Source organism: Streptomyces zinciresistens K42, from assembly GCF_000225525.1.
GTDB classification, from domain to species: Bacteria; Actinomycetota; Actinomycetes; order Streptomycetales; family Streptomycetaceae; genus Streptomyces; species Streptomyces zinciresistens.
Genome location: NZ_AGBF01000105.1, coordinates 1 through 23,576 on the forward strand (window position 1 = coordinate 1; position 23,576 = coordinate 23,576).

Genomic DNA, 23,576 nt, shown 5'->3' on the forward strand with positions numbered 1-23,576 from the left:
CGCACCCGCGCGGGCGCGGCGGCCTGCCGCGGCACCCCCGCGGGCACGCCGGCACCGCCGCCGCGCACGGTCGTACGCGTGGGCCGCTGGGCGAATCGTCCTGCCACGGGTCGAGTCCTCGGAAGACGGAAGGGGTGCACGGAAGGGGTGCACGGAAGGGAAGGGGTGCTACGAGCGTAGGCGTCCGGCGGCGGCGGTCAGCGCACCTCCAGGAAGGCCGCCGCGTCCCGCGCGGGACGCGGGCGCGGCTCCCCGGCCGGATGGCCGACGGCGACCGCGCCCATCGGATCCCAGCCGGCGGGCAGTGCCAGGACCTCGCGCACCACGTCCCGGCAGAACATCGTCGACGACACCCAGGCCGAGCCCAGCCGCTCGCCGGCCAGCGCGACCAGGAAGTTCTGCACCCCGGCCCCGGTGGCGACGACGAACATCTCCCGCTCGGCCCCGTCCCGCCGCGCGTCGCCGTAGGTGTGCGAACCGTCCATCACCAGGCACGGCACCACCAGGTACGGCGCGTCGCGCAGCACGTCGCCGCGGCGCACCCGCTTCGCGATGGACTCCTCGCTCTTGCCGTCCCCCCGCAGGTCCGCGATCCACGCCTCGCGCATCGCGTCGAGCAGCCGCGTCCGGGACCCCGCCGACTCCAGCAGCACGAACCGCCAGGGCGTGGTGTGGTGCGGCGCCGGCGCCGTCACCGCGGCGGCCACCGCCCGCCGCACGGCTCCCGGGTCGACGGGCTCGTCCGTGAAGGCCCGTACGGTACGCCGCTGGGCGACCGCCTCCCGGACCGCCTCCGACGTGCCCAGCCGGAACATGTCGTCCCGCGCGGCGCGCACCAGGGCACGCGCGCCCTGCTGCCCGTCCCCGGTCACGGTGTGCGCCAGGCCGCGCACGACGGCGACGGGCAGCCCCGCGGTCTTGCCCTTCACCAGGTCGCCGGCGGCGGCCAGTTCGTCGGCCGTCGCCACCACGGTCGCGCTCAGCGGATTGCCGTGCGTGTCGGTGCCGCCCCGCAGGTCGTCCAGCACGCGCACGCCCGCGGCGCCGATCGCGACGTCCGTGAGCCCCGCGCGCCAGGGCCGTCCGGAGGTGTCGGTGACGACGACCCCGACCTCGACGCCGAGCGCCTCGCGCACGCCGTCACGGATCGCCCGCGCGGAGGCGTCCGGGTCCTCGGGCAGCAACAGCACCGTCCCGGCGGGGGTGTTGGAGGCGTCCACCCCGGCGGCCGCCATCACCAGCCCGAGCCGGTTCTCCACGATGCGCAGCGGACCGCGGCGCGCCACCACCCGCACGGTCTCGGCGTCGATGGCGGACTCCCGGTCGGCCGCCTCGGCGACCCGGCCCTCCGCCTTGGAGACGATCTTGGAGGTGACCAGGAGGATGTCGCCGTCGGCGAGTCCGGGTTCGGCGGCGGCGATCAGTTTGGCGAGGTCGTCGCCCCGCTGGATCTCGGGCATCCCGGGGACGGCCCAGACCCGGTAGCCGTCGTCGGCGGTCCCGCTCATACGACGCGCACCTCCTCGGCGAGCGCCAGGGCCTCCCGGGCCATCGCGGTGGTCGCGTCGAGGCCGGTCATCAGCAGCGGGACGGCCCGGCAGCGGATCCCGGCCGCCTCGACGCGCTCCACGGCGGCCGCGTCCACGGTGTCGACGAGCCAGCCGTCCAGGAGTCCGGAGCCGTAGTGCTCGGCGACCGCGGCGGCCGACGACTCGACGCCGACCGCGGCGAGCACCTTGTCGGCCATGCCGCGCACGGGCGCGTCCCCGACGATCGGGGAGAGGCCCACGACGGGCACGCCCGCGTCGGCGATCGCCTCGCGGATGCCGGGCACGGCGAGGATCGCGCCGACCGAGACGACGGGGTTGGACGGCGGGAAGAGGATCACGTCCGCGGCGGCGACGGCCTCCAGGACACCGGGCGCGGGCTTCGCCTGCTCGGCGCCGACGGGCACGACGGCCTCGGCCGGGACGGACGCCCGCAGCCGCACCCAGTACTCCTGGAAATGGACCGCCCGGCGCTCGCCGCCGAGGTCGACCGCCACATGGGTCTCGACACGGTCGTCGGTCATCGGGATCAGCCGCACACCCGGCTTCCACCGGTCGCACAGGGCCTCGGTCACCGCGCTCAGCGGGAATCCGGCGCCGATCATCTGCGTGCGCACGATGTGGGTGGCGAAGTCGCGGTCGCCCAGACCGAACCACTCCGGACCCACGCCGTACGCGGCGAGTTCCTCCTTGAGACGGAAGGTCTCGTCGGCTCGGCCCCAGCCCTGCTCCTCGTTGATGCCGCCGCCCAGGGTGTACATCACCGTGTCGAGGTCGGGGCAGACCTTCAGCCCGAAGAGGTGGATGTCGTCCCCGGTGTTGCCGATGACCGTGACGTCCGCTTCCGGGACGGCCCGCTTCAGACCACGCAGGAACCGGGCACCGCCGATGCCGCCTGCCAGAACCACAATGCGCATGGGGCCAAGTCTGGCAGGCGGGTACGACAACGCGTCAGGCAGTCACGGGACGCGCCTCGCCGCGCGCCTGGCAGGCGGCGGTGGTGCCGGTGCGCATCGGCATCTCGGTCAGGCCGGGGAAGTACACGTGCAGGCTCACGGCCGGCTCCAGCGCGTCGTTCACGACGTCGTGCGCGTAGCCCGGGGCGAACACCCGCTGGGCCCCGGGCGCCAGCGCGCGCGTGCCGCGGTCCGTGCGCTCGGTGAGGGTGCCGTCCAGCACGGTCAGGACACCGGAGGAGCGGCCGTGGCCGTGCGGGCCGCTGCCCTGTCCGGGGACCCAGCTGAGCAGCCACACCTCGTAGCCGGGGCCGGTGCGCAGCCGGTGGTACCAGCGGGAGGCCGCGTCGTAGCGGACGAGCGGTTCCCAGCGGGAGCGGTCGGCGGCGAGGGAGCGGGCCAGGCCGGCGAACTCGGCGACGGTGGCCGGGTGCTCGCGCGGGGCCTGGAGGAGGTGCGGGACTTCGAGGAGGTCGCCCGCGATCTGGAGGTCGCTGTCGCTGTTCATGGGGTGCGTGGGTTCCTTGGCGGAAGAAGTGGGGGGTGGCTGGGTGTCGGGACCGTCCGCCCGGGTCGCGGGGGACAGGAAGGCCCGGGTGCGGGCGCGGGAACAAGCAGCCGAGTCGCGGTGGACTCAGAGTCGGCCGGAGCGTCGGGGACGGCTCAACAGCCGGAACGGCAACAACAGCTACAGCGAGCGCGGGCAGCACCGTGGGACCCGGCGGGGCGGGTCGAGGTGGAGGCCGAGTTCGCGAGCATGCCCACAAGGACAGCGGTTCATGCCCGGCACTGTCAACTCGGCGCCCCTCGGTGTGGCACAGCTTTCACCTCATCCGGTTCATCTTGAAGGCGAAAGGTTTGTCCAGGGGGTGACCGGGACACATGGCGCACATCCGAGCGTTCGTGCGTCGTTGTGATCCTGTGATCGGACGGTGATCCGGTTCGCATCTGCGCGTGTGTGCAACGAGATCGAACTTTTGGGCGTCTTTTCCCGTACAGACTTCGGGCGGGGTCGGACACCCGTGGGAGTCTCGTCTGGTTGTCAACGTTTATGCCGATTTGAACACTTTCCGCTAGCCCTTGGTTCCGCAGAGTGAATAAGGGGCCCAATAGCAGATCTCGGCTTGACTCGCCCGGAGCAGCACACTTGTAATTTCACTCGTGTCGTTCAGCCGGAATCGGTAACGGCCGCATCACGGGGACGCGAAAGACAGACGAGGGGCGCACATGACCGAGCTGGTGCAGCAACTGCTGGTCGACGACGCGGACGAGGAACTCGGCTGGCAGGAGCGCGCGCTCTGCGCCCAGACCGACCCTGAGTCGTTCTTCCCCGAGAAGGGCGGCTCGACCCGGGAGGCCAAGAAGGTCTGCCTGGCCTGTGAGGTCCGCTCCGAGTGCCTCGAATACGCCCTCGCCAACGACGAGCGCTTCGGCATCTGGGGCGGCCTGTCCGAGCGTGAGCGCCGCCGGCTGAAGAAGGCCGCCGTCTGACCCGCGCGGGGCGCTGACCCGCGGGGGACGGCGCGAGCGCGGGCGTGCGACAGGGCGGCGGGAGTGCACGGCCCGGCCGGTCGGCGGTCGGAACGGCCGCCCGGGGCGCACGAATCCGCTTGTCCCGATCCGTCCGCCTCTGTTGTGAATCTGTCTCGAACATCTTTCGAACGGCCCGTCGCGGGTGAGTTGTCCACAGGCGACGGGCCGCTGTGATGCCCAGCCGATAGTGTGGTCGCTCGTCCGAGACGCCCCGCTGTCCCCGAGGGGGCACAGGCGTCCACCGCAGTCCAGCGAACCGGGGCCTGTACGCCGATGTCCGTGCACAGCCACACGGCAGCCCAGTACGACGCCGCTGCCACACCTGAGTTCCCGCGTCATGTGGTGACCGCGGTCATCGTCTCCCACGACGGCGCACGCTGGCTGCCCGACGTGCTCGCCGGACTGCTCGGCCAGACCCGGCCCGCGCAGTACGCCGTGGCCGCCGACACCGGCAGCGCCGACCGCTCCGCGCAGCTGGTCACCGACGCCCTCGGCGCCGACCGCGTCCTGCACCTCGCGCGGCGCACCGGATTCGGCCAGGCCGTCGAGGAAGCCGCCCGCACGGCACCCGTCCTGACCCCGGACGAGCTGGTCTATCTGAAGCGGCCGAGCGGCTGGGACCCCGTCTCGCGCACCTGGCACGACGACGCCTACGACCTGCCCGACCTCCCCCACGGGGAGCCGGTGCAGTGGCTGTGGCTGCTGCACGACGACTGCGCCCCCGAGCCCGAGGCCCTGGCCGGCCTGCTGCGCGTCGTGGAGAGCGAACGCGAACTGGGCCGCGACGACGTGGCGGTCGTCGGCCCCAAGCTGCGCGGCTGGTACGACCGCCGCCAGCTCCTGGAGGTCGGCGTCACCATCGCCCACTCCGGCCGCCGCTGGACCGGCCTGGACCGCCGGGAACAGGACCAGGGCCAGCACGACCACGTCCGTTCCGTGCTGTCCGTCTCCACCGCGGGCATGCTGGTCCGCCGCGACGTCTTCGAGGAACTCGGCGGCTTCGACCGGCGCCTCCCCCTCATGCGCGACGACGTCGACCTGTGCTGGCGGGTCACCGCCGCCGGCCACCGCGTCCTCGTGGCGCCCGAGGCGGTCGTCCGGCACGCCGAGGCGTCCTCCCGCGAGCGCCGCACCGTCGACTGCGTGGGGCGCACCGCCGCCTCCCCGCACAAGGTCGACAAGGCGGGCGCCGTCTACACCCTGCTCGTCAACACCCGCACCGCCGGGCTGCCCTGGGTGCTGCTGCGCCTGGTCCTCGGCACGGTCCTGCGGACCTTCGCCTACCTCGTGGGCAAGGCCCCCGGCCAGGCCCTCGACGAGATCCGCGGCCTCATGGGCACCCTGCTGCGCCCCGAGCGGATCATCGCCGCACGGCGCAGGCGCGGCAGCCCCGTCATCGACAAGGGCGAGCTGCGGGCACTGTTCCCGCCGCCCGGCGCGACCGTGCGGGCCACCGTCGAGCAGGCCGCGAGCAGCCTCGTCGGCCGCTCCGACCCCGACGCGACCTCCGGCGCCGGCCGGCACGGCGGCGCGGTCGAGTCCGGACCCGGCGGCGACGACGCCGACTTCATGGAGATCGAGCAGTTCGCCCGCCTGAAGCGGGTCGCCCGCAAGCCCGGCCCGGTCCTCTTCCTGGTGCTGCTGCTCGTCTCACTGATCGCGTGCCGCTCGCTCCTGGGCGGCGGCGCGCTCGCCGGCGGCGCCCTGCTGCCCGCCCCGGCCGACTCCGCCGACCTGTGGTCCCGCTACCTCGACTCCTGGCATCCGGTCGGCGCCGGCGTCACCACGTCCGCGCCGCCCTACCTCGCCCTCGTGGCGATGCTCTCCTCCCTCCTGTTCGGTTCGACCGGACTCGCGGTCACCGTCCTGCTGGTGTGCTCGGTGCCGCTGGCCGGCGCCAGCGCCTACTTCGCCTCCCGCCCGCTCGTCCCCTCGCGCCTGCTGCGCGCGTGGGCCGCCGTCGCCTACGCCCTCCTGCCCGCCGCCACCGGCGCCCTGGCCGGCGGCCGGCTCGGCACGGCCGTCCTCGCCGTCCTGCTGCCGCTGATCGCCCGCGCGGGCGTCGCCGCCTCCGGTCTCGCCGGCAGCGACGGCACGCGCGGCAGCTGGCGCGCCACCTGGGCCTACGCCCTGCTGCTGACGGTCGCCATGGCGTTCACACCGATCGTCTGGCCCCTCGCGCTGCTCCTCGGGATCGCCCTGCTGGCGGTGCGGCGCGCCGACATCACCGCCTACGGGCTGCGCTTCCTGGCCCAGTTCGGCGTGCCCCTACTGATTCTCGCGCCCTGGTCGCTGTCACTGCTGCCGTTCGGCTTCTTCCGGCAGGCGGGCCTGGACTACGGCCCCTCGGCCGCGTCCGCCACGGACCTGCTCGGTGCGAGTCCGGGCGGACCCGGCACCGTCAGCGGCCTGATGCTCCTCGGCGTCGTCCTGGCCGCGCTGGCCGCCCTGCTGCGCTCCGAGCGGCAGACCGGCATCCGCACGGCCTGGGCGGCGGCCCTGGCGGGCCTCGTCTTCGCGGCCCTGTCCAACGGCTCCACCTGGGCCGGACCCGCCACCCTCGTCTACGGCATCGCCCTGCTGGCCGCCGCCCTGCTCGGCGCCGACGGGGCACGCGCGCGCGTGGCCGAGCAGAACTTCGGCTGGCGTCAGCCGGTCGCCGCGCTCATCGCGTTCACCGCGGCCGCGGGCCCGCTGCTCGCCGCCGCCGGCTGGATGATCGCCGGCGCGGACGGGCCGTTGAAGCGCCGAGACCCCGTGCAGGTGCCCGCGTTCGTCGCCGAGGAGAGCGGCACCCGCGACCAGGCCCGCACCCTCGTGCTGAGCAGCGAGTCCCCCGCGCGCGTCGGCTACCTCCTCGTGCGCGGCTCCGGCGCCCGCCTGGGCGACGCCGAGATCGCCGCGGCCGACGGGGGGAACACCCGGCTGGACAAGATCGTCGGCAATCTGGTCGCCGGCTCCGGAGCCGACCAGGCCGACCAGCTGGGCGCGTTCGCCGTGCGCTACGTCCTCGTCCACAAGGGCGCGCCGCGCGAGGTCGCGCGCGTGCTGGACGCCACGCCCGGCCTGTCGCGCCTCAGCGAGCAGGACGGCAGCGCGCTGTGGCGCGTCGACCGGCAGGTGTCGCGCGCGGCGATCGTCACCGCGGGCGGCTCATCGGGCGCCTCCGCCGCTGCCGAGCCGCGGCCCGTCGCCGCGGGCCCCGTCGAGATCCACACCACGGTCCCGGCCGGGGCCGACGGGCGCGTCCTGCGCCTCGCGGACACCGCGGACCAGGGCTGGAGCGCCACCCTGGACGGCCGCCCCCTGACCGCGACGACCGTCGACGGCTGGGCGCAGGGATTCGAACTGCCCGCGGGCGGCGGCAGGCTGGACGTCACCTACGACGATCCGGCCGGCCGCACCACCTGGCTGTGGACGCAGGGCTTCCTCGCCCTCGTGCTCGTCGTGATGGCCCTTCCGGGGCGCCGCCGCGACATCGACGACGACCTGCCCGAGGAGCGGCAGCCCGTCCCGGCCGAGGCCATGGCGGGCGAGGGCCGCCGGGCCCGGCGGCTGCGCGCGCAGGCCGGGGCGGAGGGCACCGCCGGGCCCGAGGGCCCGGCTCCCGCCGACGACTTCCCGCTCCCGCCCTCGCAGGCGCCCGCCGTCGAGATCCCGCAGCAGCCGCCGTACGGCGAGTGGGACACGCCCGGACACGCCGGCGCCGGACACGGGGGCCAGAGCGGCGAGCAGTACCACGGCGGCGCGGTCCCCCAGAGCCATCCGCCCGCCGGCTACAACCAGGGGTACGGCGCGGACCCGTACCAGGGTGGTCGGTACGACCCCTACGCGTACGGCGGACAGGGCCGGCAGGGCCCCTACGACCCGCCGTACGAGCAGACCTACCAGCAGGGTTACGACCCCGCCCACGACCAGGCGCGCGGGCACCGGCCCGACGGCCAGCGTCCCGACGGGAGCCAGCAGTGAACCGCCCGACCCTCTCCCTGATCGCCGGAGTCTGCGCGCTCGCCGCCGTCACCGGGTTCGCGGCGCTGACCACGCCCGACGCGTCCGGCGCCGGTGCGGCCGCCGCCGGGACGGCGACGAAGCTGCCCGTGGAGCGCACGAGCCTGGTGTGTCCCACGCCGAGCATGTCGGACCTCGCCGAGACGGCGTACACCTCGTTCACGCCCGTCACCAAGGGCGCGGGCGGCGGCGGCACGGCGCAGCTCCGGGCGGCGGGGACGCGGCCCGGCACCGGCGCGGGCGGCAAGGACGGCGCCGGGACGGACACGTCCGGCAAGGCGTCCGGGAAGGCGGGCAAGCCGGTCCTGAAGGGCGGCGAGCCCGGCAGGCCGTCCACCGGGAAGGCGTCGGGCGCCGGCTCGCCCGCCCTGGTCGGGACGGCCGACGGACGGTTCGCGCCCGGCTGGAGCGTGCAGCAGACCACTGAGGTCGCCACGGGCAGCGGACGCGGCCTCCAGGGTGTCAACTGCACCGCTCCGGACACCGACTTCTGGTTCCCCGGCGCCAGCGCCGCCCCGGACCGCACGGACTACGTCCAGCTGACCAACCCGGACGACTCCACCGCGGTGGTCGACATCGAGCTGTACGGCAAGGACGGCGCCCTGGAGGGCAAGGCGGGCGAGGGCATCACCGTCCAGCCGCGCTCCGCCGAGCCCGTCCTGTTGTCGACGCTCACCGCCGAGAAGCCGGACAACGTCACCGTGCGCGTCAGTGTGCGCAGCGGCCGGGTGGGCGCCTCGGTGCAGGCCCTGGACGACAAGCTCGGCGGGGACTGGCTGGCCGCCTCCGCCGATCCCGCGGGCAGCCTGGTGGTCCCGGGCATCCCGAAGGACGCGACATCCGTGCGCCTGGTCGTGTTCGCGCCGGGGGACGCCGACGCCGACCTGAAGGTGCGGCTCGCCTCGCCCTCCGCGCTGATCACCCCGGCGGGCAACGAGTCCCTGGCGGTCAAGGCGGGCATGACGGCCGCGGTCGACCTCGGCGACGTGATGCGGGGCGAGGCAGGCTCCCTGGTGCTGACGCCCGCGGACCGGTCCGTGCCCGTGGTGGCCGCGGTGCGGGTGGTGCGCGGCAAGGGCACCCGGCAGGAGACGGCGTTCATCCCGGCCACGCGGCCGGTGGCCGCGCGCGCGACGGTCGCGGACAACCGCGCGAAGGGCACGACCCTCTCGGTGGCGGCGCCGTTCGGGGCCGCGGAGGTCAGGGTGACCGCGTCGGCGGGCAGCGGGGGCGGGGCGCCGGCCTCGAAGACGTACACGATCAAGGCGGGTACGACCCAGGAGGTGCCCGTGCCGGTGCCGAGCGGCCTGAAGGGCACGTACGCGCTGACGGTCGAGACGGTCTCGGGCGGCCCGGCCTACGCCTCCCGCACACTGACGGTGCCCCGGGACGGCGTCGAGGCGTTCACCGTCCAGACGCTCCCGGACGACCGCGGCACCGTGTCCGTACCGCGGGCGCGGCAGGACCTGTCGGTGCTCCAGCGGTCCGGCGGGTGACCACGGGGCGACGGACGCCGACGCCGTGGCGCGGCAGGCCCCGGAAGCGTCCTGAAGATCTTGAAACGACGCCTGGCTTGCCCTGGTTGACGGCGATTGACATGTCTCGGCAGTCCAGGGCGAGTCGGGCGGCCGGAGCGGGATCTTCAGCGGTCTCCTAGTCCTCGCCGTAGCGGGGGTCCACCGTCTCCGGGGTCAGGCCCAGGATCTCCGCCACCTGCTCCACGACGACCTCGTGCACCAGGGCCGCCCGCTCGTCGCGGCCCTTGGTGCGGATCTCCACCGGGCGGCGGTAGACCACCACCCGCGCCGGATGCCCCTCGCGCGCGGCGACGGTCCCGCCGAGGGGGACGGCCTCGTCGTTCCAGTCCCGTCCCGGCCCGTCCAGGCGGGGGACCTCCAGGACCAGGAAATCGATGTCGGCGAGCTGCGGCCAGCGGCGTTCCAGGCGTTCCACCGAGTCCTGCACCAGGTCGGCGAAGGCGTCGGCGCGGCTGGCGGCGAGGGGGACCTGGGGCGGTGCGATCGGCCCGCGCATGCCCCGTCCGTGGCGATCACGGCGGCGGGGCCCGGGGCCGGCGGCGCGAGGCGGTACGGGCATCTCCATCACCGACGAAGCGTAGTCCTCGCGGCCACCGCCTGTCCGATCCGCGCGCGGGGCCGGGACCGCGTCCGCCCCGCGTGCGGCATGTCGGAGGATGACCATTCAAGCCAAGCTTGGGCTCGATTCCCTATCTCTCGGAGTCGGTTGAGGTCGAGGTAATTGACATGGTTTGTACCGAGTGGTGACCGGTCCTGAACGGGGCAGAGGGGGCGGAGTATTGCATACGTGCAGGTCAGAGCGGGTGTGGCGAGAAGAGGTCAGGCGCCCCGGCGGTACACGACACGGTGGGGTGACCCGGGGGAGAGTCGTCGCGGCCCGCTCAAGAGTGCGGTACCGTCCAACGTCGTGAGCCCTGTACGTCGCTGTTCGCGCACCGCTTGCGGCCGTCCCGCCGTAGCGACGCTGACGTACGTCTACGCCGACTCGACCGCCGTCCTCGGCCCGCTCGCCACCTACGCCGAACCGCACTGCTACGACCTGTGCGCCGAGCACTCCGAGCGGTTGACCGCCCCCCGCGGGTGGGAGGTCGTCCGCCTGCTGGACAGTTCGGCCCCGGCCCGCCCGAGCGGCGACGACCTGGAGGCGCTCGCCAACGCCGTGCGCGAGGCGGCCCGTCCGCAGCAGCGCGCGGCAGGGGCCGGCGGCGGTGGATCGCGCGGCGCGGACCCGATGGAGGTCGCGCGCCGGGGTCATCTGCGCGTCCTGCGCTCGCCCGACAACTGACGGCGCGCGTCTCCCCTTTCGCCTTCCCCCTGCGCCCTTCCCCCTGCGCCCTTCCCCCTGCGCCCTTCCCCCTGCATCCCTCCGCCTTCTCCTTGAGGCGCCTCTGTGCCGTCTCCGCCCCGCTCGTTTCGCCGGGTGCCGCACGACCATTGACGTGCCTTGGCGTGGACACGATCATTCCGTATGCCGGAACGAGAAATCGCTTTCCGCATGACGGAAGCCGGGGAGGCGCCCGTGTACGTCCAGGAACTGGAACCCGTCGCCGGATCGCTGGGGCTTTCGGCCCTGGTGGCGGCGCTGCCCCTGGTGATCGTCCTCGTGCTGCTGGGCGCGGTCCGGATGAAGGCCCACCTCGCCGGGCTCACCGGGCTTCTCTCCGCCGTGCTGGTCGCCTGGCTCGTCTACGGCATGCCGCTCGGCCAGACGCTCTCCAGCGGCGTCCAGGGAGCCGTCTTCGGGCTCTTCCCCATCCTGTGGATCGTCGTCAACGCCCTGTGGGTGTACCGGATGACCGTGCACACGCGTCATTTCGACATCCTGCGCCGGTCGTTCGGGCGGCTGTCCGACGACCCGCGCATCCAGGCCCTCGTCGTCGCCTTCTGCTTCGGGGCGCTGCTGGAAGCCCTCGCCGGCTTCGGCGCGCCCGTGGCGATCTCCGCGGTGATGCTCGTCGCCCTCGGGTTCGAGCCCGTACGGGCGGCGGTCGTCGCCCTGGTCGCCAACACCGCGCCCGTGGCGTTCGGGGCGATGGGCACCCCCGTGGTGACCCTCGCCCAGGTCACCGGACTGCCGCTGGACGACGTGGCCTCCGTGGTGGGACGGCAGACACCCCTGCTGGCCCTCGTGGTCCCGCTCGTCCTGGTCTGGCTGGTGGACGGCAGGCGCGGGCTGCGCGAGACCTGGGTGCCCGCCATGGCGTGCGGAGTCGCCTTCGCCGTCGCGCAGTTCGCCGCCTCCAACTACGTATCCGCCCAACTCGCCGACATCGGCGCCGCCCTGGCGGGCGCGGCCGCCCTGGTCGCCGTGCCCCGCGCGCGCGTGCCGGCCGCCGAGGCCGTACGCGCGTCCGTGCTGACCGGCACGCGCAGCGAGGAACTCGACGAGGACGACCCGCGCGGGGAGGTCGTACGGGCCTACACGCCGTACGCGCTGATCGTCGTGATCTTCTCCGTCGCCCAGATCCCCGTGGTCAAGGAGTGGCTCGCGGGGGCGACCCGGACCTTCGACTGGCCCCTGCTGAACGTCGCGAACCCGGACGGGGAACCGGTCGCCGGCAACGTCTTCAGCTGGCCGATCGTCTCCACCGGCGGCACCCTCGTGCTGCTCGCCGGAATGTGCACGGCCGTCGTCCTCGGCGTGCACGCGCGCGTGGCCGTACGGGAATGGGCGGCCACCGTGCACGAGTTGCGGTTCGCGATCCTGACCGTCACGTCCGTGCTGGCGCTCGCGTACGTCATGAACCTCTCCGGACAGGCCGCCACCATCGGCTACTTCGTCGCCGCGGCCGGCGCGGGCCTCGCCTTCCTCTCCCCGGTGCTGGGCTGGTTCGGCGTCGCCGTCTCCGGCTCGGACACCTCCGCCAACGCCCTGTTCGGCGCGCTGCAGGTGACCGCGGCCCGCGAATCGGGCCTCTCGCCGGAACTCCTGGCCGCCGCCAACAGTTCAGGTGGTGTGCTCGGCAAGATGATCTCGCCGCAGAACCTCACCATCGCCTGCGCGGCCGTGGGGCTCGCCGGCCGGGAGGGGGACCTGCTGCGCAGAGTGCTGCCGTGGAGTCTCGGGCTGCTGCTGGTGATGTGCCTGATCGTGGTCGGGCAGAGCTCCCCGGTGCTCGGCTGGATGCTGCCCTGACGACCCCGCTGACCTGAGGTTACGGCACGCCTCCGGGCAGCGCCCTGTCAGTGCGGGCGGGTAGTTTGGAGGTGACCGACAGGACTCCAGGAGGGCTGGCCGTGGCTGCTGATCTGTCACAGATCGTGAAGGCGTACGACGTACGCGGAGTGGTCCCGGACCAGTGGGACGAGCCGCTGGCCGAGTTGTTCGGCGCCGCCTTCGTCCAGGTGACCGAGGCGAGCGCGATCGTCATCGGGCACGACATGCGGCCCTCGTCCCCCGGGCTGTCCCGCGCCTTCGCGCGCGGCGCCGCGCGGCTCGGGGCCGACGTCACCGAGATCGGCCTGTGCTCCACCGACCAGCTGTACTACGCCTCGGGCGCGCTGGACCTGCCGGGCGCCATGTTCACCGCCTCGCACAACCCCGCCCGCTACAACGGCATCAAGATGTGCCGCGCGGGCGCCGCCCCCGTCGGCCAGGACACCGGCCTCACCCGGATCCGCGAACTGGCCGAGCAGTGGCTGGAGTCGGGCGCCCCGGCACCCGCCGCGACGAGCGGCGCCCTCGTCCGGCGCGACACCCTTGAGGACTACGCGGCCCATCTGCGGTCCCTCGTCGACCTCACCGCCGTGCGCCGCCTCAAAGCCGTCGTCGACGCGGGCAACGGCATGGGCGGCCACACGGTGCCGACCGTCCTCGCGGGCCTGCCGCTCGACGTGGTCCCGATGTACTTCGAACTGGACGGCACGTTCCCGAACCACGAGGCCAACCCCCTGGACCCGGCGAACCTCGTCGACCTGCAGAAGCGGGTCCGCGAGGAGGGCGCCGACCTCGGCATCGCCTTCGACGGCGACGCCGACCGCTGCTTCGTGATCGACGAGCGGGGCGAACCCGTCTCCCCGTCCGCCGTCACCGCCCTCGTGGCCGCGCGCGAGCTGGCGAGGAACGGCGGCCGGGGCACGGTCATCCACAACCTGATCACCTCCTGGTCGGTCCCCGAGGTCGTCGGCGAGCACGGCGGCACCCCCGTCCGCACCCGCGTGGGCCACTCCTTCATCAAGGCCGAGATGGCCAGGACCGGCGCGATCTTCGGCGGCGAGCACTCCGCCCACTACTACTTCAAGGACTTCTGGAACGCCGACACCGGCATGCTGGCCGCCCTGCACGTCCTCGCGGCCCTCGGCGGCCAGGACGGCCCGCTGTCCGCGCTCGTCGCCCAGTACGACCGCTATGCCAGCTCGGGGGAGATCAACTCCACGGTGGCCGACCAGGCGGGCCGCCTCGCTGCGGTGCGCGCCGCCTACGAGGGCACCGAGGGCGTCACCCTCGACGACCTCGACGGCCTCACGGTGTCGTCCGCCGACTGGTGGTTCAACGTCCGCCCGTCCAACACGGAACCCCTCCTGCGCCTGAACGCGGAAGCCCGCGACGAGGCCACGATGGCCAAGGTGCGCGACGAGGTGCTGGCGATCGTCAGAGCCTGAGCCGCGCCCCCGGGGCGCCCGGACCGCCCGCACCCCCGGGGGCCCCGCACCCCCGGGGGCCCCGCACCCCCGGGAGCGCCCGGACCGCCCGGCGCCGCGGACCCCGTGCGGCGCCCGGCGGGGTGCGGCGTACGCCCCCGCACCCCGCCCCCACCGGCGGTACCCTGACCAGGCACATCCACTCAGCCCCCGTAGCGCCCACCCACCCCGAAGGGACCCGCCATGCCGCTGGAAGCCGGCCTCCTGGAGATCCTCGCCTGCCCCGCCTGCCACGCCCCCCTCACCGAGCAGGACACCGAGCTGATCTGCACCGGCGAGGAGTGCGGACTGGCCTACCCCGTCCGCGACGGCATCCCGGTCCTGCTGGTCGACGAGGCCCGCCGCCCCGCGTAGCCGCCGCCCGCCGCCCCGGACCCGGGGCGCGACGGCCCACATACAACCGCGCCCAGCGGCAACACGCGAAGAAGAACCACCGCACCGACCCACCGGCCCCCAGAGCCACCCGGCACAATCAGCCGTCAGACGACCCGGCGATCGGAGGCTGCCGCCCATGCTCGACGAATCGCTGCTGGACACGCCGGAGGCGCTCGCCGAGGCCGACCGCCGTGCCCTGCTGCGCGGCGCGGCCGAGGCAGGCGCCCGTGTCCGCACCGCCGCCCGGCACGCGGTCGAGGCCGGTATCGGCGGCCTGCGGCCCGACGGCCGCCCCCGCGCCGTCCTCATCGCGGGCCCCGGCGCCGCCGCCATCTGCGTCGCCGACTTCCTCGGCACGCTCGCCGGCGCCACCAGCCCCGTCACCCGGCTGGCGCCGACCGGCGTCGCCCCCGCCGCGGGCGCCCTGCGCTGGGAGCTGCCCGGCTGGGCCGGCTCCGTGGACCTGCTGCTGATCGCCACACCCGACGGCTCGGAACCCGGCCTGTCCCTGCTCGCCGAACAGGCATACCGCCGCGGCTGCACGGTCGTCGCCGTCGCCCCCGACGCCACCCCGCTCACCGAGGCCGTGCACAACAGCCACGGCCTGTTCGTACCGATGGCCACCGCCCCCTACGAGCAGGACGAACCACCCCTCGCCGCCTCCGCACCCGGCGTGCTCTGGGCCCTGCTCACCCCCCTGCTGGCCCTCCTGGACCGCACCGGCCTGCTCAGCGCCCCGCCCGAGGCCGTCGAGAAGGTCGCCGACCGCCTCGACCACATCGCCGAGCGCTGCGGGCCCGCCATCGCCACCTACAGCAACCCCGCCAAGACCCTCGCCGCCGAACTTGCCGACGCGCTCCCGCTGATCTGGACCGAGGGCGTCTCCGCCGGACCGGCCGGCCGCAGGTTCGCCGCCGCGCTCGCCGAACTCTCCGGCCACCCCGCCCTCGTCGCCGAACTGCCCGAGGCCCTCGCCGCGCACAGCGCCCTGCTCGCCGGGCGGCTCGCGGCCAGCGCCGACCCCGACGACTTCTTCCGCGACCGCGTCGAGGAAACTCCCGCGCTGCACGCGCGCGTGGTGCTGCTGCGCGACCGCCCCATCGGCGGCCTCACCGCCGCGCCCAGCGCCCGCGACCTGGCCCTCAGCCACGACACGCCGATCAGCGAACTGGAACCGGAGCCCGGCGGCGAGCTGGAGACCCTCGCGGAGCTGATCGCCATCACGGATTTCGCCGCCGTTTACCTGGCGCTCGCCTCGGGCGCCTGATCTGTCCCCGGGGCGCACCGGCAGCCGTACCCGCGCGGGCACCCTCGTACCGACGGCGGCGCGCGCGGAGCGCTCCGCGCCCCACCCGCAGAACGCCGCGCGCCCGCACAGCGCCACGCACGCACAGAGAGCAGGCACAACCCGCATGGACCGCCTCGACAACACCGTCCGCCCCTACGCCTGGGGTTCCACCACCGCCCTCCCGGGCCTCCTCGGCGTCGAACCCACCGGCGAACCGCAGGCGGAGATGTGGATGGGCGCGCACCCCGGCGCCCCCTCGCGCACGGGACGCGGCACTCTCGCCGAGGTGATCGAGGCCGACCCGCGAAGGGAGTTGGGCGACGCGGCGGTGGCGAAGTTCGGCCCCCGGCTGCCGTTCCTGCTCAAGATCCTCGCCGCCGGCGCCCCGCTCTCCCTCCAGGTCCACCCCGACCTGGAGCAGGCCGGGCAGGGCTACGCGGACGAGCAGCGCCGCGGCATCCCCGCGGACGCCGCCCACCGCAACTACAAGGACGCCAACCACAAGCCCGAACTGATCTGCGCGCTCACCGAGTTCGACGGCCTGTGCGGATTCCGCGCCCCGCTCGCCGCCGCCGCGCTGCTGGACGGCCTCGGCGTCGACTCCCTCAAGCCGTACGTCGACCTGCTGCACGCCCGCCCCGAGGAGGCGGCCCTGCGCGAGGTCCTCACCGCGATCCTCACCGCCGACCGCGAGCAGATGGCCCGCACCGTCGCGGAGGCCGCGGCCGCCTGCTCCCGCCTCGGCCGCGCGTACGCCCCGTACGCCGACATCGCCCACCACCACCCCGGCGACCCCGGGGTCATCGCCGCGATGCTCCTGAACCACGTCCGGCTCCAGCCCGGCGAGGCCCTCTTCCTCGGCGCGGGCATCCCGCACGCCTATCTCGACGGACTCGGCGTCGAGATCATGGCCAACTCCGACAACGTCCTGCGCTGCGGCCTCACCCCCAAACACGTCGACGTCCCCGAACTCCTGCGCATCGTCCGCTTCGAGGCGGGCGACGCGGGCGTGCTGCGCCCGGAGGCGGCCCCCGACGGCGAGGAGGTCTACGAGACCCCCATCGACGAGTTCCGGCTCTCCCGCTACGTCCTGCCCGAGGGCACCACCGCCCACGACCTCACCCGCGCGACGCCGCAGATCCTGCTGTGCACCGCCGGCCGGTTGCGCGCCGGGGAGTTCGAGCTGACCCCGGGCCGCTCGGTCTTCGTCCCGGCGGGCGAGAAGGCCGAAGTGACCGGCGCCGGCACGGTCTTCCGGGCCACGGTCGTCGTCTGACCGCACGTATCCCGTCACGTGGCGGACCCCTTCCGTGCCGGGCTGCAACAATGGCCCACCGGCACAGCACACGCACAGCGCGGGCACAGCCGAGCGGGGGCCACGGCTCCCCTCGGCGACGCCCCGGACGGCGTACGTACGCAGGCGAAGGGACACCCGGCTCATGAGCGCGGCAGGCGGAACCAGGGCGATCGTGGCGGCACTCGCCGCCAACCTCGCGATCGCGGTAGCGAAATTCGTCGCGTTCGCGTTCAGCGGGGCGTCCTCGATGCTCGCCGAGGGCGTGCACTCGCTCGCCGACTCGGGCAACCAGTTCCTGCTGCTGGTCGGCGGCAAGCGGGCCAAGCGCGAGGCGACCCCCCAACACCCCTTCGGCTACGGCCGCGAGCGGTACGTCTACGCCTTCCTCGTCTCGATCATCCTGTTCTCCGTCGGCGGCGTCTTCGCCGTCTACCAGGGCTACGAGAAGCTGAAGAACCCCCACGAGATGGAGCACTGGTACTGGCCGGTCGGCGTGCTCGTCTTCGCGATCGTCGCCGAGTCGTTCTCGTTCCGGACGGCAGTCAAGGAGTCCAACGTCTCGCGGGGCCAGAAGTCCTGGAAGCAGTTCGTCCGCCACGCCAAGGCCCCCGAACTGCCCGTGGTGCTGCTGGAGGACCTGGGCGCGCTGGCCGGTCTGATCCTGGCCCTCGGCGCCGTCGGCCTGACCGCGGCCACCGGCGACAGCGTCTGGGACGGCATCGGCACCATCCTCATCGGCGTCCTGCTCGTGCTCATCGCGATCGTGCTGGCCATCGAGACCAAGTCGCTGCTGCTGGGCGAGTCCGCGGGCGCCGAGGAGGTCCGGAAGATCGAGGCCGCCGTCGTCGACGGTGACGTCGTCACCCGCGTCATCCACATGCGCACGCTCCACCTCGGCCCCGAGGAACTGCTGGTCGCCGCGAAGATCGCGGTCCGCCACGACGACACGGCGGGCGAGGTCGCCGCCGCCATCGACGCCGCCGAGGCCCGCATCCGCGAGGCCGTGCCGATCGCCCGCGCGATCTACCTCGAACCCGACATCTACAGCGACTCCGAGGCCGCCAGGGGTGCCGACGCCGAGGCGGCTCCCGGCGGCCCGGCGCCCCAGGAAGCCGATCACTGACACCCCCGCACACCCGCGCACCACGAGGGGGCCCACCGGACGCCATTACCCGGTGGGCCCTCGCCGTGCGCTGCACCTCAGAGCGCGAAGGCCGACCGCCGGACGGCCGGGCGAACGGGCCCGCGTTCCGCACCCGCAGCAGGGGCCCGCGCGTGCCGTCAGCCGACCTCGCGCAGCACCCCGAGGATCGCCGCCTCGTCCGGCGCGGCCAACAGCCGCCCCCGGAAAGCCCCGTCAGCCAGCTTCCGCGACAACCGCGCCAGGATCCGCAGATGTTCGTCGCCCGCGGCCGCCTCCGGTACGGCGATCATGAACACCAGCCTCGCCCTCGTACCGTCCGGCGAGTCCCACGCGACGCCCCGCTCGGAGCGGGCGAAGCCGACGACCGGCGCCGTCACCGCGTCCGTCTTGGCGTGCGGAACCGCGATCCCCTCACCGAGCCCGGTCGTGCCCTGCTCCTCGCGCCGGAGTGCCGTCGCCACCAACTCGTCCTGATCCGCGACGTTTCCGGACCGCGCCAGCAGACCGGCCATCTCACGGATCGCCGACTCCTTGTCCCCGGCGGCGAGTTCGACCCGCACGGTCAGCTCGGTGAGATGACCGGACAGCACCCCGCCCGCGCCCTCCTCGGCGGAGGCAGCAGTCGGCGTACGCATGCCGCCCTCAGCGGGAGCGGTGACGGGCGCACCCGCGCCGCCCTCGCCGGAGGCAGCCACGGGCGCACCCGCGCCGCCCGATTCCGGCTCCGCCGCGGACTTCCGTACGGCGGCAGCCCCCGCCGCTCCGACGGCCGCGCCGGCGAGCACGCGCTCCGGCACCGGCGTACCGCCACCCTTGGCGGCACCTGGCGCCGCGCGCCGCCCGCGCTCGCTCAGGTCGATGAGCGCGACCGTCGTCAGCGCGGTGACGACCGAGCCGATCAGCACCGCCACGAAGAACATCGGCACGCCGCCCACCGCACCCAGCACGGCCACGATCGGCCCGCCGTGCGGCACCGCGCCCTCCACACCGGCGACCCCGGCGAGCGCACCGGCGACCGCACCGCCCAGCATGTTGGCGGGGATGACCTGCGCGGGCCGCGCCGCCGCGAACGGGATCGCGCCCTCGGAGATGCCGAAGCAGCCCATGAACAGCGAGGCGAGCCCGGTCTCCCGCTCCTGCTCGGTGTACAGCCGCCGGCGCAGCAGCGTGGCCAGCCCCTGGCCCAGCGGCATGACCGGGATCGCCGCCGCGCACATGCCCATCACCGTCTGGTTGCCGGTCGCGATGAGCCCGGCGCCGAACAGGAACGCCGTCTTGTTGACCGGACCGCCCATGTCGAACGCGATCATGAGCCCCAGGATCGCGCCGAGCAGGATCGCGCTCGTGCCCGTCATCCCGCTCAGCCACTCGGTCAGGTTCTCGAACACCCAGGAGATCGGCCTGCCGAGCACGTAGACGAAGAACAGCCCCAGCGCCGTCGTCGCCACGATCGGGATCACGATGATCGGCATGATCGGCCGGGCGAACTTCGGGACCTTCACCTTCTTGATCCACAGCACCAGGTACCCGGCGAGGAACCCGGTCACGATCGCCCCGATGAACCCGGCGCCCGCCTTGGAGTCGTACAGCGAACCGGTGTTGGCCATCCAGCCGCCGATCATGCCGGGCACGAGGGCGGGCCGGTCCCCGATCGCGTAGGCGATGTAGCCGGACAGGATCGGCACCATCAGCGTGAAGCCGATGACACCGATGTTGTTCACGTCCATCCAGAAGGAGTCCTTCGGGATGACGAGGCCGCCCGCCGGGTCGGTGCTGCCGCCGAGCGACAGCGAGATCGCGATCAGCAGCCCGCCGACGACGACGAACGGGATCATGTAACTGACGCCGTTCATCAGCGCCCTGTATCCGACGCCGCGTTCCCTGCCGCCGCCGGACGAGGTGGCTGTGGGGGAGCCCGCGGGGGTGTGCACGGGCGCCGAGAGCACCCGCTCGATCAGCTCCCCGGGATGACGGACGGCCTCCGCCACCCCGACCGAGAGCACCCGCTTCCCGGCGAAACGGCTCAGGTCCACATCCTTGTCGGCGGCGACGATGACACCGTCCGCCTGGCTGACATCGTTGTCGTCGAGAACGTTTTCGGCCCCTATCGACCCCTGCGTCTCCACCTTCATGCCGATGCCGCGGCTCTCGGCCGCCTGCGCGAGCTTCTCTGCCGCCATGTACGTATGGGCGATGCCGGTCGGGCACGCGGTCACCGCGAGCAGCTTCCACCTCCGCTGCTCACCGCCACCGCCGCCCGTGGGGGGAGGGCCGGCCGGACTGGTCACATCATTCTCCTCACGCCTTCGTCGCACGGGTACGCCGTCCCGGGCGTCCCGCAGGGTCGATCAGAGGTCCCGATCCGCAGGGCGTCCTGCCTCACCGATCGGCACGCTCACAGGGGCGCAATCACCGGAACATCCGGAGACGACCGTCCTGGCCGCCCTTCGCCGGTGTCCCGCCCTCGCTTCCGCGCCCCCTCGCCACCTACCCCGGCGGACGGCCGCCGGACACCCCCGTCCCCACCCCGACGCGCACCTCGCGATGGCTCGATCCCTCCCCGGCGGGCTGGGGACGGGCGGGGGTCCCGGTGTAGCTTGGGTCGGAGCCAGACGTCGCTGCTGATGGCGGTCGGGCGGTCCCGCACGGACCGGCCGAGGGAGAGAGGGCCTCCGACGGACTGCGCTGCGCGCACGCGGGCATCCCCGTGTCCTCCTCGGGCACCTCTGTGCCCGCCGCCGCGCAGACCAGCCGTACCCACCCTCGATCCGATCCCGAGGAGCAGCTCGCATGACGACTGTCGACAACCGGCAGGACTTCAAGGTCGCCGACCTCTCCCTTGCCGACTTCGGCCGCAAGGAGATCACCCTCGCCGAGCACGAGATGCCCGGCCTGATGTCGATCCGCAGGGAGTACGCGCAGGCGCAGCCGCTGGCCGGCGCCCGCGTCACCGGCTCCCTGCACATGACCGTGCAGACCGCCGTGCTCATCGAGACCCTCGTCGCCCTGGGCGCCGAGGTCCGCTGGGCCTCCTGCAACATCTTCTCCACCCAGGACCACGCGGCCGCCGCCATCGCCGTCGGCCCGGACGGCACGCCCGAGAACCCCCGGGGCATCCCGGTCTTCGCCTGGAAGGGTGAGACGCTGGAGGAGTACTGGTGGTGCACGGAGCAGGCGCTGACCTGGCCGAACAGCCCCACCGGCGGCCCGAACATGATCCTCGACGACGGCGGTGACGCCACCCTCCTCGTCCACAAGGGCGTCGAGTACGAGAAGGACGGCAAGGTCCCGGACGTCGACACCGCCGAGTCCGACGAGCACCGCGTCATCCTCGAACTCCTGCACCGCACCATCACGGACGGTTCGCAGAAGTGGACCCAGCTGGCGTCCGAGATCCGCGGCGTGACCGAGGAGACCACGACCGGCGTCCACCGCCTGTACGAGATGCAGCGCGACGGCGTCCTCCTGTTCCCGGCGATCAACGTGAACGACGCCGTCACCAAGTCGAAGTTCGACAACAAGTACGGCTGCCGCCACTCCCTGATCGACGGCATCAACCGCGCCACCGATGTCCTCATCGGCGGCAAGACCGCCGTCGTCTGCGGCTACGGCGACGTGGGCAAGGGCTGCGCGGAGTCCCTGCGCGGCCAGGGCGCGCGCGTGATCATCACCGAGATCGACCCGATCTGCGCCCTGCAGGCCGCGATGGACGGCTACCAGGTCACGACGCTCGACGAGGTCGTCGACAAGGCCGACATCTTCATCACCACGACCGGCAACAAGGACATCATCATGGCCTCGGACATGGCCAAGATGAAGCACCAGGCGATCGTCGGCAACATCGGCCACTTCGACAACGAGATCGACATGGCCGGCCTCGCCAAGATCCCGGGCATCGTCAAGGACGAGGTCAAGCCGCAGGTCCACACCTGGACCTTCGAGGACGGCAAGGTCCTCATCGTCCTGTCCGAGGGCCGCCTGCTGAACCTGGGCAACGCCACCGGCCACCCGTCCTTCGTCATGTCGAACTCCTTCGCCGACCAGACGCTGGCGCAGATCGAGCTCTTCACCAAGCCGGACACCTACCCGACCGGTGTGTACACGCTGCCCAAGCACCTGGACGAGAAGGTGGCCCGCCTCCACCTGGACTCGCTCGGCGTGAAGCTGACGACGCTCCGCACCGAGCAGGCCGCCTACATCGGCGTCGAGGTCGAGGGCCCCTACAAGCCGGACCACTACCGCTACTGAGCCGACCGGTCGCGCCCCAGAGCGGCGAGACCTCCGAGGCAGGCCCCCGCACCCCCGTGTCGGGGGCCTGCCCCTTCGGCCCGTGAGCCCCGGCGCGGCCCCGGCCCGCCCCACGGCCCGCGGCCGGACCAGCCCGTCAAGATCCAGGACCCCGATGCCCCGCGGCCGCTATTCGCTCCACGATCCGCACGATCACACCCCCCTCGCAGAAGAGCACTTCCAGTGCGCCCCCGGCCCCTCCGGCTGGCGCTACGTCGCCCAACGGACCACCCCCAGCGGCGATCACGGGGGCTCGGTCGACCTCGCCCTCGACGAACTCGGCCGCCCCATCCGGCTCGAACTGCACGCCGGCGGCTGGCAGGTGCGCGGCGCCGCCCTCGACGGCGTCACCTGGGTCCGCACCGGCCCCACCGGCTCCGATGCCACGGAAGGCAACGTGCGCGCCCACGCCTTCGCCGGGACGTCCCCCGCGTTCCTCGTCGCCACCGCCCGTCTCCTGCGCCTCACCCCTTCCGCCTCGGCCACCCGCGTACGCCTGGTCTGCTTCACGGACCCGGTCCTCGCCCCCCGCACCGTGGACGAGTCCTGGACCTTGGTGAACAGCGAAGCACACGCCACTGACAACGGCCCCCTGCTCGTGGACGAGTACCAGGTCACAGCCCTGGACACCGGGGAACGGCACACCGTGCACATCGCGGGCGACGTGGTCCTCTCGGCCCCCGGCATCGAGCTGGAGGACCTCGAATCACCGCCGTCCGCCTTCCCCCGAGACGACACCGGCCGACCGGACTGAGCCGTCGGCCGTGCGGTGACCGGGAGGGCGGCGCCGCACTCGGCGCTGGTGCGGTGGCCGGGAGGGTTCACCGGCTCGCGACGCCCGGCACGGCCCCTCGCCGCGTTGTCGCCTCACCCGGGTACGTCCGGTACGCGGACGAGGCTCCGCCGTGCGGGGCATCGCACCGGACGCCGCGAGCCTCCGGCAAACCCTCCCGGCCACAGCA

The 23,576-nt window shown here is 73.6% G+C and carries 17 protein-coding genes; 12 read left to right on the forward strand and 5 right to left on the reverse strand.

The annotated features are described in order from the left end of the window. Window positions 1–197: 197 nt before the first annotated feature. Genes SZN_RS23880 through SZN_RS23890 form a run of 3 tightly spaced genes read right to left on the reverse strand, consistent with a single transcriptional unit; the run spans window position 198 to window position 3,011 of the window. Window positions 198–1,508, reverse strand: coding sequence for a coenzyme F420-0:L-glutamate ligase (locus tag SZN_RS23880; protein WP_007499575.1), 1,311 nt, complete (start codon window positions 1,506–1,508; stop codon window positions 198–200). After that, on the reverse strand, window positions 1,505–2,464 hold the full coding sequence (gene cofD / locus SZN_RS23885) for a 2-phospho-L-lactate transferase (RefSeq protein ID WP_007499577.1): 960 nt from the start codon (window positions 2,462–2,464) through the stop codon (window positions 1,505–1,507). The genes SZN_RS23880 and cofD overlap by 4 nt, the downstream gene beginning before the upstream one ends. A gap of 34 nt (window positions 2,465–2,498) precedes the next feature. Beyond that, a complete protein-coding gene (locus tag SZN_RS23890; RefSeq protein WP_007499579.1) occupies window positions 2,499–3,011 on the reverse strand; it encodes a cysteine dioxygenase in 513 nt (170 codons plus the stop codon). Between the two features lie 719 nt (window positions 3,012–3,730). On the opposite strand from SZN_RS23890, the gene SZN_RS23895 reads away from it, so the two are divergent. From SZN_RS23895 to SZN_RS23905, 3 genes are all read left to right on the forward strand, one after another. Then, window positions 3,731–3,994, forward strand: a complete 264-nt coding sequence (locus SZN_RS23895; RefSeq protein ID WP_003975777.1) for a WhiB family transcriptional regulator — start codon at window positions 3,731–3,733, stop codon at window positions 3,992–3,994. A 315-nt stretch (window positions 3,995–4,309) separates the two neighbouring features. After that, window positions 4,310–8,005 (forward strand): glycosyltransferase family 2 protein, encoded by a 3,696-nt coding sequence (locus SZN_RS23900; protein ID WP_078508871.1) that lies wholly within the window; start codon window positions 4,310–4,312, stop codon window positions 8,003–8,005. Further along, entirely contained in the window at window positions 8,002–9,540 is a 1,539-nt protein-coding gene (locus SZN_RS23905; protein ID WP_007499583.1) for a DUF5719 family protein, read from the forward strand. The genes SZN_RS23900 and SZN_RS23905 overlap by 4 nt, the downstream gene beginning before the upstream one ends. Window positions 9,541–9,697: 157 nt before the next feature. On the opposite strand, the gene SZN_RS23910 is transcribed toward SZN_RS23905, so the two are convergent. Then, the gene (locus SZN_RS23910) at window positions 9,698–10,147 is read right to left on the reverse strand and encodes a metallopeptidase family protein (RefSeq protein ID WP_078508873.1); all 450 of its coding nucleotides are present in this window, start codon (window positions 10,145–10,147) and stop codon (window positions 9,698–9,700) included. A 342-nt stretch (window positions 10,148–10,489) separates the two neighbouring features. On the opposite strand from SZN_RS23910, the gene SZN_RS23915 reads away from it, so the two are divergent. The 7 genes from SZN_RS23915 to SZN_RS23940 all read left to right on the forward strand — a co-directional run bounded on the left by SZN_RS23915 (window position 10,490) and on the right by SZN_RS23940 (window position 18,306). Next, window positions 10,490–10,867: a DUF3499 domain-containing protein gene (locus SZN_RS23915; RefSeq protein ID WP_007499587.1), complete on the forward strand. Its 378-nt coding sequence runs from the start codon at window positions 10,490–10,492 to the stop codon at window positions 10,865–10,867. A gap of 234 nt (window positions 10,868–11,101) precedes the next feature. Next, on the forward strand, window positions 11,102–12,718 hold the full coding sequence (locus tag SZN_RS23920) for an L-lactate permease (protein ID WP_043732700.1): 1,617 nt from the start codon (window positions 11,102–11,104) through the stop codon (window positions 12,716–12,718). Between the two features lie 101 nt (window positions 12,719–12,819). Then, the gene (locus SZN_RS23925; protein WP_007499591.1) at window positions 12,820–14,184 is read left to right on the forward strand and encodes a phosphomannomutase/phosphoglucomutase; all 1,365 of its coding nucleotides are present in this window, start codon (window positions 12,820–12,822) and stop codon (window positions 14,182–14,184) included. A gap of 222 nt (window positions 14,185–14,406) precedes the next feature. Further along, on the forward strand, window positions 14,407–14,577 hold the full coding sequence (locus SZN_RS38935) for a Trm112 family protein (protein WP_007499594.1): 171 nt from the start codon (window positions 14,407–14,409) through the stop codon (window positions 14,575–14,577). A gap of 157 nt (window positions 14,578–14,734) precedes the next feature. After that, window positions 14,735–15,865 (forward strand): SIS domain-containing protein, encoded by a 1,131-nt coding sequence (locus SZN_RS23930; RefSeq protein ID WP_007499596.1) that lies wholly within the window; start codon window positions 14,735–14,737, stop codon window positions 15,863–15,865. A gap of 145 nt (window positions 15,866–16,010) precedes the next feature. Beyond that, entirely contained in the window at window positions 16,011–17,162 is a 1,152-nt protein-coding gene (gene manA, locus SZN_RS23935) for a mannose-6-phosphate isomerase, class I (protein WP_007499598.1), read from the forward strand. 163 nt (window positions 17,163–17,325) lie between these two features. Beyond that, window positions 17,326–18,306, forward strand: coding sequence for a cation diffusion facilitator family transporter (locus SZN_RS23940; RefSeq protein ID WP_007499600.1), 981 nt, complete (start codon window positions 17,326–17,328; stop codon window positions 18,304–18,306). 158 nt (window positions 18,307–18,464) lie between these two features. Here SZN_RS23940 and SZN_RS23945 read toward each other — a convergent pair whose 3' ends face one another. Then, window positions 18,465–20,615: a fructose-specific PTS transporter subunit EIIC gene (locus SZN_RS23945; protein ID WP_043732696.1), complete on the reverse strand. Its 2,151-nt coding sequence runs from the start codon at window positions 20,613–20,615 to the stop codon at window positions 18,465–18,467. Between the two features lie 502 nt (window positions 20,616–21,117). Here SZN_RS23945 and ahcY point away from each other — a divergent pair. Next, the gene (ahcY, locus tag SZN_RS23950) at window positions 21,118–22,575 is read left to right on the forward strand and encodes an adenosylhomocysteinase (RefSeq protein ID WP_007499603.1); all 1,458 of its coding nucleotides are present in this window, start codon (window positions 21,118–21,120) and stop codon (window positions 22,573–22,575) included. Between the two features lie 154 nt (window positions 22,576–22,729). Beyond that, complete coding sequence (locus SZN_RS23955; protein WP_007499606.1) at window positions 22,730–23,368, forward strand: hypothetical protein; 639 nt, start codon at window positions 22,730–22,732, stop codon at window positions 23,366–23,368. The last annotated feature ends 208 nt before the right edge of the window (window positions 23,369–23,576 follow it).

Bases quoted from the DNA above. Each gene is read 5' to 3' on its own strand.
- SZN_RS23890 (WP_007499579.1), bottom strand. From the start codon at position 3,011: ATGAACAGCGACAGCGACCTCCAGATCGCGGGCGACCTCCTCGAAGTC.
- ahcY (WP_007499603.1), top strand. From the start codon at position 21,118: ATGACGACTGTCGACAACCGGCAGGACTTCAAGGTCGCCGACCTCTCC.
- SZN_RS23900 (WP_078508871.1), top strand. From the start codon at position 4,310: ATGTCCGTGCACAGCCACACGGCAGCCCAGTACGACGCCGCTGCCACA.
- cofD (WP_007499577.1), bottom strand. From the start codon at position 2,464: ATGCGCATTGTGGTTCTGGCAGGCGGCATCGGCGGTGCCCGGTTCCTG.
- SZN_RS23940 (WP_007499600.1), top strand. From the start codon at position 17,326: ATGAGCGCGGCAGGCGGAACCAGGGCGATCGTGGCGGCACTCGCCGCC.
- SZN_RS23895 (WP_003975777.1), top strand. From the start codon at position 3,731: ATGACCGAGCTGGTGCAGCAACTGCTGGTCGACGACGCGGACGAGGAA.
- SZN_RS23930 (WP_007499596.1), top strand. From the start codon at position 14,735: ATGCTCGACGAATCGCTGCTGGACACGCCGGAGGCGCTCGCCGAGGCC.
- SZN_RS38935 (WP_007499594.1), top strand. From the start codon at position 14,407: ATGCCGCTGGAAGCCGGCCTCCTGGAGATCCTCGCCTGCCCCGCCTGC.
- SZN_RS23955 (WP_007499606.1), top strand. From the start codon at position 22,730: ATGCCCCGCGGCCGCTATTCGCTCCACGATCCGCACGATCACACCCCC.
- SZN_RS23880 (WP_007499575.1), bottom strand. From the start codon at position 1,508: ATGAGCGGGACCGCCGACGACGGCTACCGGGTCTGGGCCGTCCCCGGG.
- manA (WP_007499598.1), top strand. From the start codon at position 16,011: ATGGACCGCCTCGACAACACCGTCCGCCCCTACGCCTGGGGTTCCACC.
- SZN_RS23910 (WP_078508873.1), bottom strand. From the start codon at position 10,147: ATGGAGATGCCCGTACCGCCTCGCGCCGCCGGCCCCGGGCCCCGCCGC.